Annotated in this window: 13 protein-coding genes; 2 read left to right on the plus strand and 11 right to left on the minus strand. The window is 50.9% G+C overall.

Features of this window, described 5'->3' with window-relative positions:
- Nucleotides 1-6: 6 nt before the first annotated feature.
- The 9 genes from AC0J5I_RS03265 to AC0J5I_RS03305 form a co-directional block, all read right to left on the minus strand.
- Complete coding sequence (locus AC0J5I_RS03265; RefSeq protein ID WP_107996355.1) at nucleotides 7-705, minus strand: L-ribulose-5-phosphate 4-epimerase; 699 nt, start codon at nucleotides 703-705, stop codon at nucleotides 7-9.
- A 16-nt stretch (nucleotides 706-721) separates the two neighbouring features.
- The gene (locus AC0J5I_RS03270; RefSeq protein WP_475303617.1) at nucleotides 722-2332 is read right to left on the minus strand and encodes a xylulokinase; all 1611 of its coding nucleotides are present in this window, start codon (nucleotides 2330-2332) and stop codon (nucleotides 722-724) included.
- Nucleotides 2333-2584: 252 nt separating this feature from the next.
- Complete coding sequence (locus AC0J5I_RS03275; protein ID WP_107996351.1) at nucleotides 2585-3661, minus strand: GntR family transcriptional regulator; 1077 nt, start codon at nucleotides 3659-3661, stop codon at nucleotides 2585-2587.
- A 132-nt stretch (nucleotides 3662-3793) separates the two neighbouring features.
- Entirely contained in the window at nucleotides 3794-4906 is a 1113-nt protein-coding gene (gene ald / locus AC0J5I_RS03280) for an alanine dehydrogenase (RefSeq protein ID WP_107996349.1), read from the minus strand.
- Between the two features lie 5 nt (nucleotides 4907-4911).
- Nucleotides 4912-6000, minus strand: coding sequence for a glycerol dehydrogenase (locus AC0J5I_RS03285; RefSeq protein ID WP_475303618.1), 1089 nt, complete (start codon nucleotides 5998-6000; stop codon nucleotides 4912-4914).
- 166 nt (nucleotides 6001-6166) lie between these two features.
- Entirely contained in the window at nucleotides 6167-7669 is a 1503-nt protein-coding gene (locus AC0J5I_RS03290; RefSeq protein ID WP_327229082.1) for a flotillin family protein, read from the minus strand.
- A 12-nt stretch (nucleotides 7670-7681) separates the two neighbouring features.
- The gene (locus AC0J5I_RS03295) at nucleotides 7682-8266 is read right to left on the minus strand and encodes a hypothetical protein (protein ID WP_475303619.1); all 585 of its coding nucleotides are present in this window, start codon (nucleotides 8264-8266) and stop codon (nucleotides 7682-7684) included.
- 216 nt (nucleotides 8267-8482) lie between these two features.
- Complete coding sequence (locus AC0J5I_RS03300; protein ID WP_475303620.1) at nucleotides 8483-11155, minus strand: LamG-like jellyroll fold domain-containing protein; 2673 nt, start codon at nucleotides 11153-11155, stop codon at nucleotides 8483-8485.
- Between the two features lie 177 nt (nucleotides 11156-11332).
- Nucleotides 11333-11680 carry a winged helix-turn-helix transcriptional regulator gene (locus AC0J5I_RS03305; protein ID WP_107996340.1) on the minus strand — a complete coding sequence of 116 codons (348 nt, stop codon included), beginning with the start codon at nucleotides 11678-11680 and terminating at the stop codon, nucleotides 11333-11335.
- Between the two features lie 125 nt (nucleotides 11681-11805).
- On the opposite strand from AC0J5I_RS03305, the gene AC0J5I_RS03310 reads away from it, so the two are divergent.
- Together AC0J5I_RS03310 and fghA are read left to right on the plus strand one after the other, a co-directional pair.
- A complete protein-coding gene (locus tag AC0J5I_RS03310) occupies nucleotides 11806-12921 on the plus strand; it encodes an S-(hydroxymethyl)glutathione dehydrogenase/class III alcohol dehydrogenase (RefSeq protein ID WP_475303621.1) in 1116 nt (371 codons plus the stop codon).
- A 4-nt stretch (nucleotides 12922-12925) separates the two neighbouring features.
- The gene (fghA, locus tag AC0J5I_RS03315; RefSeq protein WP_475303622.1) at nucleotides 12926-13756 is read left to right on the plus strand and encodes an S-formylglutathione hydrolase; all 831 of its coding nucleotides are present in this window, start codon (nucleotides 12926-12928) and stop codon (nucleotides 13754-13756) included.
- Nucleotides 13757-13862: 106 nt separating this feature from the next.
- On the opposite strand, the gene AC0J5I_RS03320 is transcribed toward fghA, so the two are convergent.
- Both AC0J5I_RS03320 and pepT read right to left on the minus strand, forming a co-directional pair.
- A complete protein-coding gene (locus AC0J5I_RS03320) occupies nucleotides 13863-14801 on the minus strand; it encodes a hypothetical protein (RefSeq protein WP_475303623.1) in 939 nt (312 codons plus the stop codon).
- 37 nt (nucleotides 14802-14838) lie between these two features.
- Entirely contained in the window at nucleotides 14839-16131 is a 1293-nt protein-coding gene (gene pepT, locus AC0J5I_RS03325) for a peptidase T (protein ID WP_475303624.1), read from the minus strand.
- Nucleotides 16132-16213 lie beyond the last annotated feature (82 nt).

Consider the following 16213-nt stretch of genomic DNA (forward strand, 5'->3'; position numbering starts at 1 on the left):
GCTCCCCTATTTTTTTTGCCCGTAATAGGCGTTTTCTCCGTGTTTTCGCAAATAATGTTTATCCAGAATGCGTTGCGGCAATTCCTCCGCGAAGGCATTCAATTGACGGGCGAACAGATTGGTTTTGCAGACCTCATCCAACACGACCGCATTCAGTACTGCACCCTTGGCGTCCTTGGCCCAAGTGAAGGGTCCGTGCCCATGCAGCAATACACCGGGAACTTCCATCGGTTTGATGCCGCGTTCGCGGAAAGTTTCCACAATGGCGTTTCCTGTTTCTTCCTCGTAACCACGATCGATTTCCGCCTGCGTCAAGAACCGGGCGCAAGGAACCGTACCGTAAAAGGTATCGGCGTGTGTCGTACCCATGGCCGGCACATCCAATCCGGCTTGCGCCCAAATCGTGGCCCAAGTCGAATGCGTATGCACAACAGCTCCGATTTCCGGGAATTCTTTGTACAGAACGGCATGCGTCGGCATGTCGGATGACGGGTTCAGCTCCCCTTCGATGACGTTGCCGTCAAAGTCGCAAACGACCATATCGCTCGCCTGCATGTCGTCATAGCCGACCCCGCTGGGCTTGATGACGAATAAGCCTTTTTCGCGGTCGACTGCACTCACGTTTCCCCACGTGTATTTGATCAGTCCTCGTTCCGGCAGTTCCAGATTGGCTTGAAAAACTTCTTCTTTTAATTGTTCCAGCAAGATGTTTCCTTCCCTTCTATCTCAAATTCAAATGATCGACTGCAGTTTGCTCGATCGCCAGTCCTTTTTGGTAACGTTCGATGAAGATTCCGAAACCTTCAACATCGCGCGCATCGGGTGCAATCGTAACGCCTTCATCGGCACCGAATACTTCCTTGTCCAAAAATGTATCCAAAGTCTCTGTCGTTTCTTTGCGGTCCATGTAAGCAGCCAACAATGCGATGCCCCATGCGCCGCCTTCCCCTGCGGTCTCCATGACGGTGACCGGTGCGTCCATGACGGCAGCCAATACTTTCTGGCCGACTTCTGGGGTCTTGAAGATACCGCCGTGACCGACGATTTTATCGATTGCGACATTTTCCTGTTTCAGGATATTCATGCCAATCTTCATGGCGCCAAAAGCAGTGAAGAGGTGCACGCGCATGAAGTTGGCCAAGTTGAAGTTGCTTTCCGGTGTGCGGACAAACAACGGCCGTCCTTCCGCCAAATGGGTGATGTTCTCGCCCGAGTAATAACCGTAGGAGAGCAATCCGCCGCAATCGGCATCTCCTTCAAGAGCCTTATTGAATAGAGTGGCGAATAATTTGTCCGTATCAATCGCGAAACCGGCTGCCTCGCTGAATTCCCGGAAAAGTTTGACCCAGGCGTTGATATCGGATGAGCAGTTATTGGTATGGACCATCGCAACCAGGCTGCCTGCCGGTGTCGTCACGAGATCGATTTCAGGATGCACTTCATTTAAGTCCTGCTCCAAGACGATCATCGCAAATGCCGAAGTCCCTGCAGATACGTTCCCGGTGCGCTCCGCCACGCTGTTCGTGGCGACCATGCCGGTTCCGGCGTCCCCTTCCGGCGCACACAACGGGATGCCCGCTTCGAGTGTGCCTGTCGGATCGAGGAGTTTGGCTCCCGCTTCCGTCAGCTTCCCAGCCGCGTCACCTGCCAACAATACTTCCGGCAGCAGATCCGCCAATTTCCAAGTCGCGCCTTTTTCTGCGACTAAAGCATCGAACTGACCAATCATCCGTTCGTCATAATTTTTCTTCTCGACATCAATCGGGAACATCCCGGAGGCATCACCGACTCCCAAAACCTTCTTGCCTGTCAGTTGCCAATGGATGTAGCCTGCCAAAGTCGTAAAGAAAGCGACTTCATTTGTATGTTCTTCCTTATTCAAAACCGCTTGATACAGGTGGGCGATGCTCCAGCGTTGCGGGATATTGTATTTGAACAGTGCGGTCAATTCCTTTTCGGCATCAGCCGTAGTGGCGTTGCGCCAAGTCCGGAACGGCACCAATAACTCATTTTCCTGATTGAACGCCATGTAGCCGTGCATCATCGCGCTGAAACCGATCGATCCGACTGTGGTCAAGGTCACGCCGTATTTTTTTTTAACCTCGCGCGTCAGTTCTGCGTAGCTTGTTTGAAGGCCTTTCCAAATTTGTTCCAATGAATACGTCCAGATGCCGTCGACTAACTGATTTTCCCATTCGTAGCTGCCGGATGCGATCGGAGCGAAGCGGGAGTCGATCAGCACCGCCTTGATGCGGGTGGATCCGAATTCGATTCCGATGCTAGTCTGCCGCGATTCGATATCAGTGACTATCGCTTGTAACTTCTCAGTCAAAATATTTCCTCCTTTTTGCGGTGCACCCTTTCAGGATGCTGTCCGTTCTTCTTAGGAATATTATATTCTATATGTCCGTACATGTAAAGAGATAAATTGAATATTTGTCCGAACACAAAAAAACAATGCACAATCGACTTCCTGTCGTTTGTGCATCGCTCCCTTCCGCAACGCAGCCTCAAGATCCGCCAAAAACCTGATGCAGCAACAAAAAAGAAGCTATCCCGATTCAGAGATAGCTCCGTTCTCCAGTTATTGGATCCGTTTGACCGAATCGCGGATGATCAATTCCGGCTCGAATATTTTGTTGCCTGTCATTTCTTGCTGTACGGCCAGCATGATCCACTCGGCAGCGGCCTCGCCCAATTCTTCTTTCGGATGGGAAAGGGTTGTCAGCTTGACGCTGCCTGCCGTGCTTAAGAACGAGTCATCGTTGCCGACCACCGAATAATCCTCAGGTACGCGTTTGCCCATGTCAGCAAGTGCTTGGATCAAGCCCTGCGCCACTTCATCGTTGTAGCAGACGATGCCAGTGACTTCCTGATCGCTCGCTAGTTTCTCCCGAATCGTCTGGAACACTAGCGCCTTCGTCTCTGTCGTGTACGTATACACATTTTTCGGATCGAAATTTGTCCGCATCTCTTCGTGGGCTTTGATGAAGCCTTTCATCCGGTATTTCCCTTGCAGGTCATCGATCTTCGTGATCAGCGCCAAATGCTGATGGCCCTGCTCGAATAGATGTTTCGTGGCAAGATAGCCCGCTTTCGTGTCATTGACGCAAATGAAAGGGACCGACAGTTCTTCATAGTAGGCATTGATCATGACAACCGGTATGCCTCGTTCCTTGAAGGAAAGGTAATAAGCCAAATTCGGATTGTATTGGTTACTTTTTGTCGGTTCCACGATCAGCCCCGAAACGCCTTGGCTGAGCATCTGTTCCAGACACTCCCGCTCCTGATCGACATCGTTGTTCGTGCTCGCCAGCAGCAAGGAGTAGCCATTCTCCCGCAACTTCTGCTCGATACCGCGGATGATCGACGGGAAAATATAGTCCGACAGATAAGTCGTGATGACGCCGATCGTTTTGCTGGATGACACCCCGTCACCACGCCTCTGATACGTATCGTCGACATAAGTCCCGGAACCTTTCTCCTTGCGCAAAAAGCCTTCATTCACCAGCAAAGCGATTGCTTCCCGGACAGTATGGCGGCTGACCCCATAATCCTTCTGCAGCTGCAGTTCAGGCGGAATGACTTTGCCTACCACAAATTCGTTCGAAAGTATTTTTGAGCGTATCTCATCGGCAATCACCTGGTATTTTGTTTTCATGGCATGCTCTCCCTTTGTATATGTCCGTACAAATAGTATAGTAAACCAACCGGAAAAATACAAGTGTACGTTAACTAATTCTACGCAAAAAAACGGATTTCCTGCTTGATATCCCAGGAAATCCAGTACCTTTTACAATAAAGTTTCGATTGGAGTATAGACTGCGCCGATCGATTCGGCGACATCTTTATTCGTCAAATTGCCGCTGTGCACGTTGAATCCGGTGAGGATTGTCGGATTGGTTGCCGCCGCTTGTAGTGCGCCTTGATTCGCGATCTCCACTGCGTAGGGCAGCGTGACATTCGTCAACGCGATTGTAGCAGTGCGCGGAACGGCTCCCGGCATGTTCGGCACCGCATAATGCAGGACGCCATGCCGTTCATAAACCGGATCATCGTGGGTGGTCGTGCGGTCTTCGGTTTCAAAGATGCCACCCTGATCCACCGCGATATCGACGATCACGGAACCCGGCTGCATGCTTTTCACCATTTCCTTGGTCACTAAGGTTGGCGCTTTCCGGCCGGGAATCAGGACAGCCCCGATGACTACGTCGGCATCCTTGATGGCATGGGCAATGTTCCACTCGTTCGACAGCAAGGTGATGACCGCGTTCCCGTACAAATTCTCGATTTCAGTCAAGATCTCCGGTCTGACGTCCAGGATTGTGCAATGGGCGCCGAGTCCCAATGCGATCTGCAACGCATTGCGTCCGGCCACACCGCCGCCGATGATGACGACTTTCCCGTTCGCCACACCCGGAACGCCGCTCAGCAGCACGCCTTTTCCGCCGTACGGTTTCTCCAGAAACTGCGCGCCAATCTGGACAGAAAGGCGGCCCGCGATAACGCTCATCGGCGTGAGCAAGGGCAAATCACCTTTTTTACCGACCATTGTTTCGTAGCCGATTGCAGTCATGCCCGCTTGCAGCATGGCCTTCGTCAACTCCGGTGCGGCCGCCAAATGTAGGTACGTAAACAGAATCAGGTCCTCGCGGAAGTATGCGTACTCCGATTCCAAAGGCTCTTTCACTTTGATGACCAGTTCAGCAGCCCAGACTTTGGCTGAATCTTCCAACACTGTCGCCCCTGCTTTTTCGTACTGTCCGTCCTCGAATCCCGAGCCGATGCCGCAGCCCGCTTGGACCCAGACTTGATGGCCATTCTGGATCAGCAACTGCACACCCGCTGGCACCATACCCACCCGGTTTTCGTTGTTTTTGATTTCCTTCGGCACTCCAATGATCATCGCGATCATTCCTTTCCGACAAGTCCGTCCACTGCCAAAATGGCGTCGGCGACTTGCTCAGCCGTTATGTTTTTGTTTAGATTTTTCATGGTGTTGCTTTGTGCCACCGCAAGTTTTCCGACTTTAACGAGCTCTTCGCGTGTGGCTCCGGTCAGATGCATCCCGGCCAGAGTCGTCGGCATGCCGATCTCCGCGAGGAAATGGCTGTATTTTTTGAATTCTGCGTGAGGGCGCTCTTCGAGCACGAGTTGGACCAACAGGCAAAAGCCGACTATTTCCCCGTGCGTCAAACGATGGACCTCGCCTTTGATGGCGGTGAAGCCATTATGGATGGCATGTGCGGCCGCCAAGCCGCCGTTTTCAAAGCCCAGTCCCGACAGCAGCGTATTCGCCTCAACAATCGCTTCGACAGCCGGCGTCACCAAGCCTTTTTGGACATCAGCGAAGGCGCTGAGGCCGTCACGGAATAAGGTTTCTTCGCAGGCTTTCGCAATGGCGGTGCCGGCGATTGTTGGCAATCCTCCGGCCAATGTGTTCTCCCCGGAGGCCTTCGTTGCCAACGCTTCTGCACATGTTGCCAAGGCGTCCGCCATCCCGCTTGCGAAGAATCGGATCGGCGCTTGGATGACGATTTGCGTATCAACAAGCACCAGATCAGGGTTCTTCGCATAGAAACGATAATGGTCGAACAACCCGCCCTGCGTATAGAGCACTGAGATGGCGCTGGTTGGGGCATCCGTGGAAGCAGTGGTCGGGACAATCACGATCGGCAAGTCGCATGCAGCTGCGATGCCTTTTGCAACATCGATGATTTTGCCGCCTCCGAGGCCGATGATGACGTCCGCCGTTGCATCGGCGACTTTGTCAGCCAAAAGAACCATTTCTTCCAGCGAGGCTTCGCCAGTGAATGCTTCATAATGATAGGGAAAACCCTCCAGAGCCCGTTCCACTTTTTCCTGAAGCAAGCCCCAAACGAAATCATCCGTGAGCAGGAATGCCTTCTTTCCGTAGTCACCCGCTTCCTTCCCTAGTACGTCTATTGCGCCTACTCCTTGAATATACCGGCTATGCGACCGAAAAACACGATAAGCCATATGTGCGCCCCTTTTCCATTTGTGATTTATTTATTATATTTTTATTTTACCACAGCTATTCTTATATTTTCCTGTTCCACAAAAAATCCTTCGGGGCTCTTATGCTTCCGAAGGATTCTGATTTCATGCGTATTCTGTTTGCAAAGCCTTACTTGTATCCCCGCTTTTAAGAAACGGCTGTTTCCGTTTCCGCTTCTTTGTCGGCTCCAGATGGACTGATTGCCTTATCTGCCGAAATTTCGGCTGCCATTGTCTCATTGAGTGTACCCAATTTGCTGCCGATATTTTTGTTTCCGACGAACGATTCGATCAACGCCGTCACATCCAACCCGGTCGTTTCTTTGAGCCCTTCCTGGGTTGCAGCCAGGACTTGACTGGCATAATTGGCTACTTTCGCAGCACCTTGGCTGCCGTTGCCGCCGTCTATCACCGTAATTCTGTCGATGTTGGAAATAGGCTCAGCAGCAGCACGCACGATATCCGGATATTTTTCGATCAGCATCGTCAAGATGGCTGCTTCCCCATATTGTTTCAATGCGTTCGCTAAAGCTTCCTTCGCTTTCGCTTCTGCTTCCCCGATCGCCAGGATGCTGGCGGATTCCGCCAAACCGTTCAGCTCTTTCTCTTTGGCCCGCGCTTCGGATTCCCAGATCGCTTTTTGTTTGTCGGCAGCCGCTTTGGTTTCGATGGCATACCGCTCTGCATCAGCTTTCTTACGCACTTCTGCATCATATTGTCTTTCTCTCCGGACGATTTCTTTCTCTTCCAGTTCAATTTGTTTCACACGTTCCGTGATTTCGACGTTCATTTCTTTTTCTTTCAATAAGATATCCAGCTGCGCCTTTTCCAGAGCATAGGCGTTATCCGCTTTCGCTTTAGCTACGTCCTGTTCTTGGCGGAAGGAAGCCAACTTCAATTCTTTTTGTTTATTCGATTCCGCAATTTGGGTCTCTCTCAAAATTTCGGCTTGCTGCGATTCTTGTTCCGCTTGGGCACGCTTGATGCGCGTTTCCTTATCGGCTTCTGCCTGAGCGATATACGCATCCCGTTTGACTTGGGCGATACGCGGTTGCCCAAGGGCATCCAGATAACCATTTTCATCCGTCACTTCCTTCACAGTGAAAGAGACGATGACCAAGCCCATCTTGGCAAGGTCCACACTGGCGACTGCTTGCACTTCTTGTGAGAACTTATCACGGTTCTTATAGATTTCCTCGACCGTCATGGAACCCAGAATCGAACGCAGATGGCCCTCCAAAACCTCACGGGCTTCATTCTCCAGATCCTCTGTCGGCTTGCTTAAGTATTGTTCGGCCGCGGTGGCAATTTCTTCCACTGTGGAACCGACCTTGATGATGACCGTCCCATCCGCAGAAACGGGGACTCCTTCCTCCGTATAGACAGCCGGCGTGCTAACTTCCAATTTACTCGACAAGAGCGATAATGCCTTGGCTGTCTGAAATACCGGGATGACAAAAGTACCGCCACCGCGGACAACTTTCATCGTGTTGCCTGTCGCTTTGTCGATATAAGTATTTTTTCTGCCAAGAAAACTCCCACTGACGATCAGCGCCTTATCCGGCGAAGCCGTCTTGTATCGCCCGATGAAAATTATCAAGGCGACCACCAGTAAAATCACTAAGATACCGATACCCATAAATTGATCCAAAAAATTCGTCATTTATTTCCCACCTTTATTTTTTTTTTGATTCCATGTAGCAGGCTCATCCACCAAATCGTGGACAGCATTTTTGTACGGCGTGACATAGGCGATGTTATCACGGATTTCAATGATCAACACCGTTTCCCCGCTGGCGATGTTCAGCACATCAGCCGTCTCAGAACAGGCATAGATGAGCGCCATTTTGTTCATTTTACCGAATCCGGTCGATACGATGATTTCACCGATTGTTTTCTGTCCGATCGGCACAGTCACCGTCGCTTCTTTGCCTTCCAAATCTTTTGAACTCGTGATGGTGCTGTTTTCTGCTCGTTTCAATAAGGGCAGTACAAAGAAAATTTTGAAGGCGATGATGAGGGCTGAAATAACCAGAAAAGCCGATGCGAACAAGCCAACTGACCAGCCATCCGATTTTTGCAGCGCATTGATGAGCAAGCTCGTCGTCAAAATTCCCAAGAAAAAATCAGTGATATCATAGAATCCCACAGACAAAATATCATTGAGCGGGAATGTCAGGACAGTGCCGGCCACACCAATGATGAACAGCATTTCCAACGGCTCAATCGTTTGAAAAAGTGTAAGCATATTTCATTTTCCTCCTTCCAATCAAATTTTTGTAAGAAAAATGAGCCGCATACATGTTCATTATCGAACAAACGCAACCTGAAGTAAAGCCAGAACCCTTCTGGGCTTTTCGGCTCAGCCATAGCCGCTAATCAACAAAAGAGGCCCAGGATCAGCGATCCGGCCCTCTTCTGCCTTGCCGTTCAGGGGAAAAAATTACTTTTCCCTTTGGATAATTTACTCTTCTGTTTTCTTAGCTGATTTTTTGTAATAGTACATTGATACCCTTGCGGCTGCCACTGCACCGAATGCGAGTGTGCCATACAACAAAGTCGATTGGCTGATGGATGCTTCAGCCGCAGGCGCATCCGGGGCTGCTGCAGGTGCTTCCTCGTACAGTGCTTTGATTTCATCCGCCGAAAGGACGATTCCGTCTTGGATATACAGTTCATCAATCAGCCCTTTGAATGGTTGATCCCAGTAGTTGACTCCCAGACTGAACGATGCTGCCGAACCTTCGAAGATGTTCGGGAATGCCTCTCCTGTGAACTTTTCCTCACCGTTGACATAGACGGAGATTTGGCCGGCATCTACCGTAAAGGCCAGGTGGGTCCATGCACCAGCAGGGATGGTCGAACCGATCGGCGCATCATACCATTGCTGACCGGACCAAAGCATCGTCTGATTGGCCGGTCCTACAGGCGTCAAACTGATCCAGCTTTGCTCTGTGGCGGCGCCGAAGAAGGCGGTCGTGAACTGATCCAGCTCGGTTGGATTGATCCAGAAAGCTACGGTATAGGCATTTTGGGTGATCAATCCCTTCCCAAGCGACAGTCCGGATTTGCCATCGAATGAAGCTGCCTGGCCTTTGATACCCTCAACGAACGATACAGCTCCGCCCGTATTGTTGATCCGGTCTCCGGTCACTTGCGCATCACTCTGATCGCCTGCCGCATTCTGATAAGTCTCATCGAAGGAATAGTAAGCCGAAAGCTTGCCGGCTTCCTTCGGTTCGACCTGGATCTCGAAGCTGACTTGCTCCGATTGCAGCTCGTTTTGGATGAGTGCAGTCAACGTCACGAGCGCTGCCGGCTGACCGGCTTCAGGACGAGTGACGATGCCTGTTTCCGAAATGACAGCCGGGTCGGAGGAAGTCCATTGGATGGTGCTTCCGCCCGCAGCGGTTGTCGGCAGTATGATGTCCTTCATGACGGATTCAGGCATGGATTCCGCAAGCTCGGCTTTGATTTTCTCCATCTGTTCCGCGTCCGTTGCCGTGCTGGTTTGACTTCCCCAAATGACCTGTCCGTTCTCGGACATGCCGCTGAAAGTCATGACCAACGCTTCTGTCGTCGGATCCCATTGGCTGATGAAGACCCCGTCGTACGTTCCGTCCGCCAGTTTCAATTCGGCCCGATAATCATCATAAAGCCGCCATGTACCTTCCTGCGCACCTGTAACCGTGCCGTTAGCCTGCAACTGAATTAGTGTGGACTCCGTCAATTGGCCGGTGATCTGGTTGCCGTGGTTGACGAACTTGTAAGTGCCGGTGACCTCTGCCTGCGCCACTTCCGTTATCGTCTCACCAGCATAGCGATACGGTGTCGGAACCGGCCAGTCGTTGCTGTTCTTGAATGTCTGATGGACACGCACTTCATGAGTTTCGCCTTTGTTCGGGAAGCGGGTATGGAATACGAGAAATTCCTTATCGGCTTTTGCATCGATGTAATAGGAGTTGTGCCCAGCCGACAGATACCCGACGCCGTCCCCGGTCCCGTCCTCACCCAATTCCCGGGTGAAGAGGAAGTTCCCGATCAATTTGTTGCCGATGTCCTGATGATCGTTGACCCCCGGGAAATTGCCTACGCCCTTGTCGAAGGACTCGGGATACACGGCTTCATTGCCGGCTGCATCCACATAAGGACCCGTGATCGACTCCGAACGGAACTGACGCATCTGGTAACCGCCATCCGAAGCCAACCCGCCATAGGTCAAATAAAGATAATAATAGCCAGCCTTTTTGTCGTAGACGGCATAAGTCCCTTCAGACGAACGCCCATACCCAGCAGCGATCTTGGTGCCGAAATACCGATCGATCATCCGGCCGTCCTTGGTCACTCCGTCTTCGCCGGGATACAGCGGAATACCTGTTTTTTTGTCCAGTTCAAGAATGAATGTCCCGCCTGACCACGAACCGTATGTCATCCACAGTTTTCCTTGCTTGTCGTACAGGATATTGGCATCGATGGCGTTCGTGTAGTCTGCATTGTTGTAGGTACCGTTATCCGTGAACCAATCCGGATTCGGCTCTTCCAGCACGCCCTCTTCGATGAGTTCGTCGATGTTCGTGCTCTCCCATTGCTTATTGACGTCGCTATTGGCATCGTACGCCTCTTCTTCCTGGAAGCCGGAGTAGATGATCGTATCGACATACGCATACGGCCCTTCGATATTTTTGGATACAGCCAAGCCGATCGCCGATCGGATATAGGTGGAGGAGACGCTGTAGTAAAGCATGTAGGCACCTTTGCTGCCGTCTTCGTTCCGATAGTGCTTGTTCCAGATGACATCCGGCGCCCAGACCGCGTAACCTCCTTTGCTGTCGGCATCATCTTCCCCTGCCCAGGCGAAGGATTCGGAAAGATTTTCGCTCAAATCCCCGTAAATCGTATTGTCCGTACTGGTGTAACCGTTGGTGAAATTCTGCCAATTGATCAGATCCGACGATTTGGCGGCTGCGATATGCGAACCGAACACATAGTACATCCCGGATTTCGGATCTTTGATGATGGAGGGATCGTGGACCGATGCATTTGAGAAAGTGATGGCCTCATCCGTTTCCGACGCGTGCACCTGTGACTTGGACTGGACCGCGGCAGCCATGCTGATGGCCATACCGCAAAGCAACAATTTGGATATTCTCGATCTGGTAATGATAAAAAACGCCTCCTTCTATAATTGCAACCGCTAACATTTGCATCCGCACATAATATATGTACTTACAAATTAAGATAGCACATTTAATTTGTTCGTACAACTATTATGTCGATTGGCGGTTACTTTTTGTTTTAGGCGTTCTCAGCTGCGCTAAAGCGTCTCTTCTGCCGTTATCACTTTCAGATATTGGTCTCCCCAGTCGCAAATGGATTGGACGACCGGCGCCAATTCCTTGCCGATGTCGGTCAGATGATACTCGACTTTCGGAGGAACCACGGGATAGACCGTCCTTGCGATGATCAGATCGCGCTCCAACTCCCGCAACTGCCGGATCAGCATCCGCTGGTTGATGTCAGGGAGGATTTTGTTGAACTCGCTCAGCCGCAGCGTGCCGTTGTGGAGCAATGACCAGATGATCGCAATCTTCCATCTTCCACCCACGACGGATAAGGCTAAATCTTTTGTATTGTAAAATTCTTTCTCTTGGTATTGGATCATAGGACTGCCTCGTTTCTTGAAAATTCATCATGGTGACAAATATGTCAGTATTCACACAAGAGTCATTATATAGTATTCTGAAACAGAACGAAATACCATTTTTAAAGAAAGAAGGAAATAAAATTATGAAAAGTAGAGCAGCTGTCGCTTTTGGACCAGGCAAACCGTTGGAGATCGTGGAAATAGATGTAGCAGAGCCAAAAGCCAAAGAAGTAATGGTGAAGATCCTTTACACTTCCGTCTGCCATACCGATGCCTTCACTTTGTCGGGCGACGATCCGGAAGGTGTTTTCCCTGCCGTACTGGGACATGAAGGTGCCGGTGTTGTCGTTTCCGTGGGTGATGAAGTCACTTCCGTCAAACCCGGGGACCATGTCATTCCTCTTTACACGCCGGAATGCGGGGAATGCGAATTCTGTATATCCGGCAAAACGAATCTGTGTTCAGCCGTGCGCGAAACCCAAGGCAAAGGCTTGATGCCTGATGGAACGACCCGTTTTTCTTATAATGGTGAGCCTATTTATCATTATATGGGGACAAGCACTTTCAGCGAGTACACGGTTGTCAATGAAATCAACCTGGTGAACATCGATAAGGAAGCGCCGCTGGATAAAGTCGCTTTGTTCGGTTGCGGAGTTACTACAGGTCTCGGTGCTGTCGAAAACACGGCTAAAGTCGAAGAAGGCGCAGTGACTGCAGTATTCGGGCTGGGCGCAATCGGCCTCGCCGTTATCCAAGGTTTGAAAAAAGCCAAAGCCAAACGTATCATCGCTGTCGATATGAATCCCGACAAATGGGAATTGGCCAAAAAAATGGGCGCCACTGATTTCGTCAACCCAAGCGATCACGATCGCCCGATCCAGGAAGTCTTGATCGAAATGACCAACGGCGGCGTGGATTACAGTTTTGAATGCATCGGAAATGTCGAAGTCATGAAAGCCGCTTTGGAAGCTTGCCACAAAGGCTGGGGCGAAAGCATCATCATCGGTGTCGCCGGTGCCGGCAAAGAAATCCACACACGACCGTTCCAATTGGTGACAGGACGCGTTTGGAGAGGTTCCGCGTTCGGAGGTGTCAAAGGCCGTACGGAATTACCCGGAATGGTGGAGGATTTCATGAATGGCGAAATCGATCTGGACAGTTTCATCACGCATCACCTGAATTTCACCGACATCAACGAAGCCTTCGACCTGTTGCATAAAGGGGAGTCCATCCGTACCATCTTGACCTATGGAGAATAAAGATATGACAACAACCTTGATCGAAACGCATAAAGTATTTAAGGGCGAACAAAGAAAATACCGTCACTATTCTGAAACGCTGGATTGCGACATGGTTTTCAGCCTGTTCCTGCCGAAACAAACAGACAACAAGCGGACATCTTTGGTTTGGTGGCTTTCAGGATTGACGTGCACCGACGACAACTTCAGCCAAAAAGGCGCGTTCCAAAAATACGCAAACCAACACCAGTTGACAGTTGTCATGCCGGACACTTCCCCGCGCGGAACGGCTGTGGCGGATGACGAAAACTGGGATCTGGGACAAGGCGCCGGATTCTATCTGAACGCGACCCAGGAACCGTGGGCAAAAAATTATCGGATGTATGATTATTTGACGGAAGAACTGCCGCAACTTGTCCACAGTCTTATCCCCAATTTTTCAGGAAAAGAGAGCATCATGGGCCACTCGATGGGCGGACACGGAGCGTTGGTCATCGGATTGAAAAATCCGGAACGCTACCGATCCATTTCCGCTTTCGCACCTATTTTGAATCCGTCGCAGGTTCCTTGGGGCCAAAAAGCCTTCACCGCCTACTTGGGGTCGGATGAAAAAGATTGGGCAGCCTGGGACGCGACCAGCTTGATTGCGGAAAGCCCTGCCGCTCCCCCTATCCATATTTCGCAAGGGACCGCTGACAACTTTTATGCTGTCCAGCTGAACGAGGAAGCCTTCCTGCAAGCCGCTGAAGGTAAAAAAGTGAACTACGAAAAATTGGACGGTTACGACCACAGTTACTTCACGATCGCTTCCTTCATAGAAGAACATCTGCAATTCCACAAAGACTGTTTGAAGTAGGAAGAAAACAGTGCCCAAAAACATATAGCCAGTAATGGGCAAAAAGCCGATAAGGTCACGGATATTCCGTTTCCTTATCGGCTTTCTTCATTGAGTACTCAGGCAACTATTTTTTCTTCTGGGTCCCTTTCCGGGATGGGATCGGTTTGATCAGATTTTTCTTCAGCCATTCGTAATAGTACATGTCCGGCACAACCGCAAAATCGGCCATCACATTGGAAATCGCGATATAGAGTTCTTCTTCGCTGTCCGCAAGATAATCGGCAGCATCCGTTGCGTCAAACATACTTTCTACATCAAACTCCATCTGGCCGAAAACTTTTTTGCAGTTTTTGTTTTCCTTCTGCAGATCTTTGTAATAGCGTTTTGCGCTTAGCTCATCATCGTATTTCAACGACAGCAGAATCAGCGGCAACAGCATTTGGGCGGATGTTTCGGGGTAGCGTTCATAAAGTTCTTTGGCTTTTTCCAGTTGTTCCAACTGACAGTAGATACCCATCAGAATGTAGCGGGCTCCCATGTTATCCCCCACACTCAACCGCAACATATCCTCGTATTCCCTCACGGCCGCTGTCAACATCCGACGTCGCTGCAGTTCTTCGGCATAGAGCGCCTTGACGCGCATGTATGCCCTGGTTTCGACGATTCCCCAATATTTTCCGATGGACTCTTCATCATCCAAACCATGCTTTTGCAGCACCGTCTTTCCGAACGCCACCAGTTTCTTGATTTCATGGATGAATTCGAGTGACTCAGGATCCAGCTGATAGAGTCTCGCTTCCAGATTATCCGGATCCAATTTCAAGGCACGCTCCAATATAGCCGCGTGTTCGCTTTCGGAAGTCGCGAACTCCAGCTTCTCCAACTCTTCGCTCGCCTTCTCTTCAGCAGTCAATTCTCCGGCTGTGAACGCTGCTCCCTTGGCACCCGCCTCGTTGGAAAGTTTCATGAATGCTTCGATTGCTTCCTCCACAGAATCATAGTCCTCGCCGTGTTTCATCACGAAATTGTTCAACTGTTTCATCAGCTTTTCCATTTCACCCATACAATCCATCCTCCCTTAGTGCTATCTGTTAAGTATATTATACCCGCTTTTTGACAGATTGCGTTAAGGACAAGTCGTATTCCAGCAGAAACGTTCCACTCCGCGCGGCATTCTGTTCGACGATAGCCATGATGACGTCAACGGATTTCTCCATCGTCTCAAGCGTCACGAATTCGTATTTCCCGTGGCCGTTTTCGGTTCCGGAGAACAGGTTCGGGGTCGGCAAGCCTTTGTGGGAGATGATGCAGCCGTCCGTACCGCCGCGCATCGGTTTGAAGACCGGCGTGATGCCGCAGGATTCATAAGCTTGGACCGCCAAATCAACGACGACCGGATGCTGCTCGATGATGTCGCGCATATTGTAGTATTGGTCGAACAACGTCAAGGAAATACGCGGTTCGGCAAATTGGGAGTTGAAGGCCGCTACCTGTTCGGCGAAGAAACGCTTGCGGGCTGCGAAGCCTTCCCGGTCATGATCGCGGATGTAATAGGTCTGTTTGACTTCATCGACGGTCCCGCTCTGGCAAGTCAGGAAGTAGTAGCCTTCGTAGCCGCTGGTGCGTTCGGGCGTTTCGTGCTGAGGCAAAGCTGTCGCAAATTGACTGGCGACCAGTAAAGCGTTGACCATTGTATCCTTTGCGGAACCGGGATGTACGCTCGTGCCGCGGATGATGAGCTCCGCTTGGGCCGCATTGAAGTTGTCGTAGGTCAGATTTCCGATTGGTCCGCCATCGATCGTGTAAGCGAAGTCGGCCGCGAAATGGTCCACATCGAACAGCTTCGCCCCGCGAGCCCCAAGTTCCTCATCGGGTCCGAAAGCGAGGCGGATCTTCCCGTGTTTCCGTTCCGGATGCGCGATGAATTGCGCGCAGGCGGTCACGATCGAGGCAATGCCGGCTTTGTCGTCGGCGCCCAACAAGGTCGTGCCGTCCGTCGTGATGACCGTCTCCCCAATGTAGTTGCGCAGTCGCGGGAATTCCTTCGGCGAAAGGATAATTTGTTCGTCCGCGTTCAGGACGATGTCACCGCCATCATAAGCATAGTGAACCTGCGGACGGACATTGACTGAGTTGAAATCGGCTGTGTCCAGATGTGCGATGAAACCGAGGACCGGCACTGCTTCTGCCGTATTGCTCGGCAGGGTTGCCGTCAGGAAGCCGTTCGTTTCATTGTATTCGACCTCATCCAAACCGATTCTGATCAGTTCCTTCGCCAATTCCAGGGCGAATGTCACTTGGCTGTGCGTGGACGGCACCGTGTAGCTGCTGTCGTCCGACCGCGTGTCGACCTTTGCGTATGCGATGAATCGTTCCAATAAATTTTCGTACATATTCCTCATCCGCCTTTCTTTGACGCTTTTCTTATCGGTATAAGGAAATATCCGACTAACGGGCGCCTTCTCGAGGCAGTCC

Source organism: Trichococcus sp. TS_SC_9, from assembly GCF_056156325.1.

Coding starts and splice junctions, on each gene's coding strand:
- ald (WP_107996349.1), bottom strand. CDS start 4,906: ATGATCATTGGAGTGCCGAAGGAAATCAAAAACAACGAAAACCGGGTG.
- fghA (WP_475303622.1), top strand. CDS start 12,926: ATGACAACAACCTTGATCGAAACGCATAAAGTATTTAAGGGCGAACAA.
- AC0J5I_RS03305 (WP_107996340.1), bottom strand. CDS start 11,680: ATGATCCAATACCAAGAGAAAGAATTTTACAATACAAAAGATTTAGCC.
- pepT (WP_475303624.1), bottom strand. CDS start 16,131: ATGTACGAAAATTTATTGGAACGATTCATCGCATACGCAAAGGTCGAC.
- AC0J5I_RS03310 (WP_475303621.1), top strand. CDS start 11,806: ATGAAAAGTAGAGCAGCTGTCGCTTTTGGACCAGGCAAACCGTTGGAG.
- AC0J5I_RS03320 (WP_475303623.1), bottom strand. CDS start 14,801: ATGGGTGAAATGGAAAAGCTGATGAAACAGTTGAACAATTTCGTGATG.
- AC0J5I_RS03295 (WP_475303619.1), bottom strand. CDS start 8,266: ATGCTTACACTTTTTCAAACGATTGAGCCGTTGGAAATGCTGTTCATC.
- AC0J5I_RS03285 (WP_475303618.1), bottom strand. CDS start 6,000: ATGGCTTATCGTGTTTTTCGGTCGCATAGCCGGTATATTCAAGGAGTA.
- AC0J5I_RS03275 (WP_107996351.1), bottom strand. CDS start 3,661: ATGAAAACAAAATACCAGGTGATTGCCGATGAGATACGCTCAAAAATA.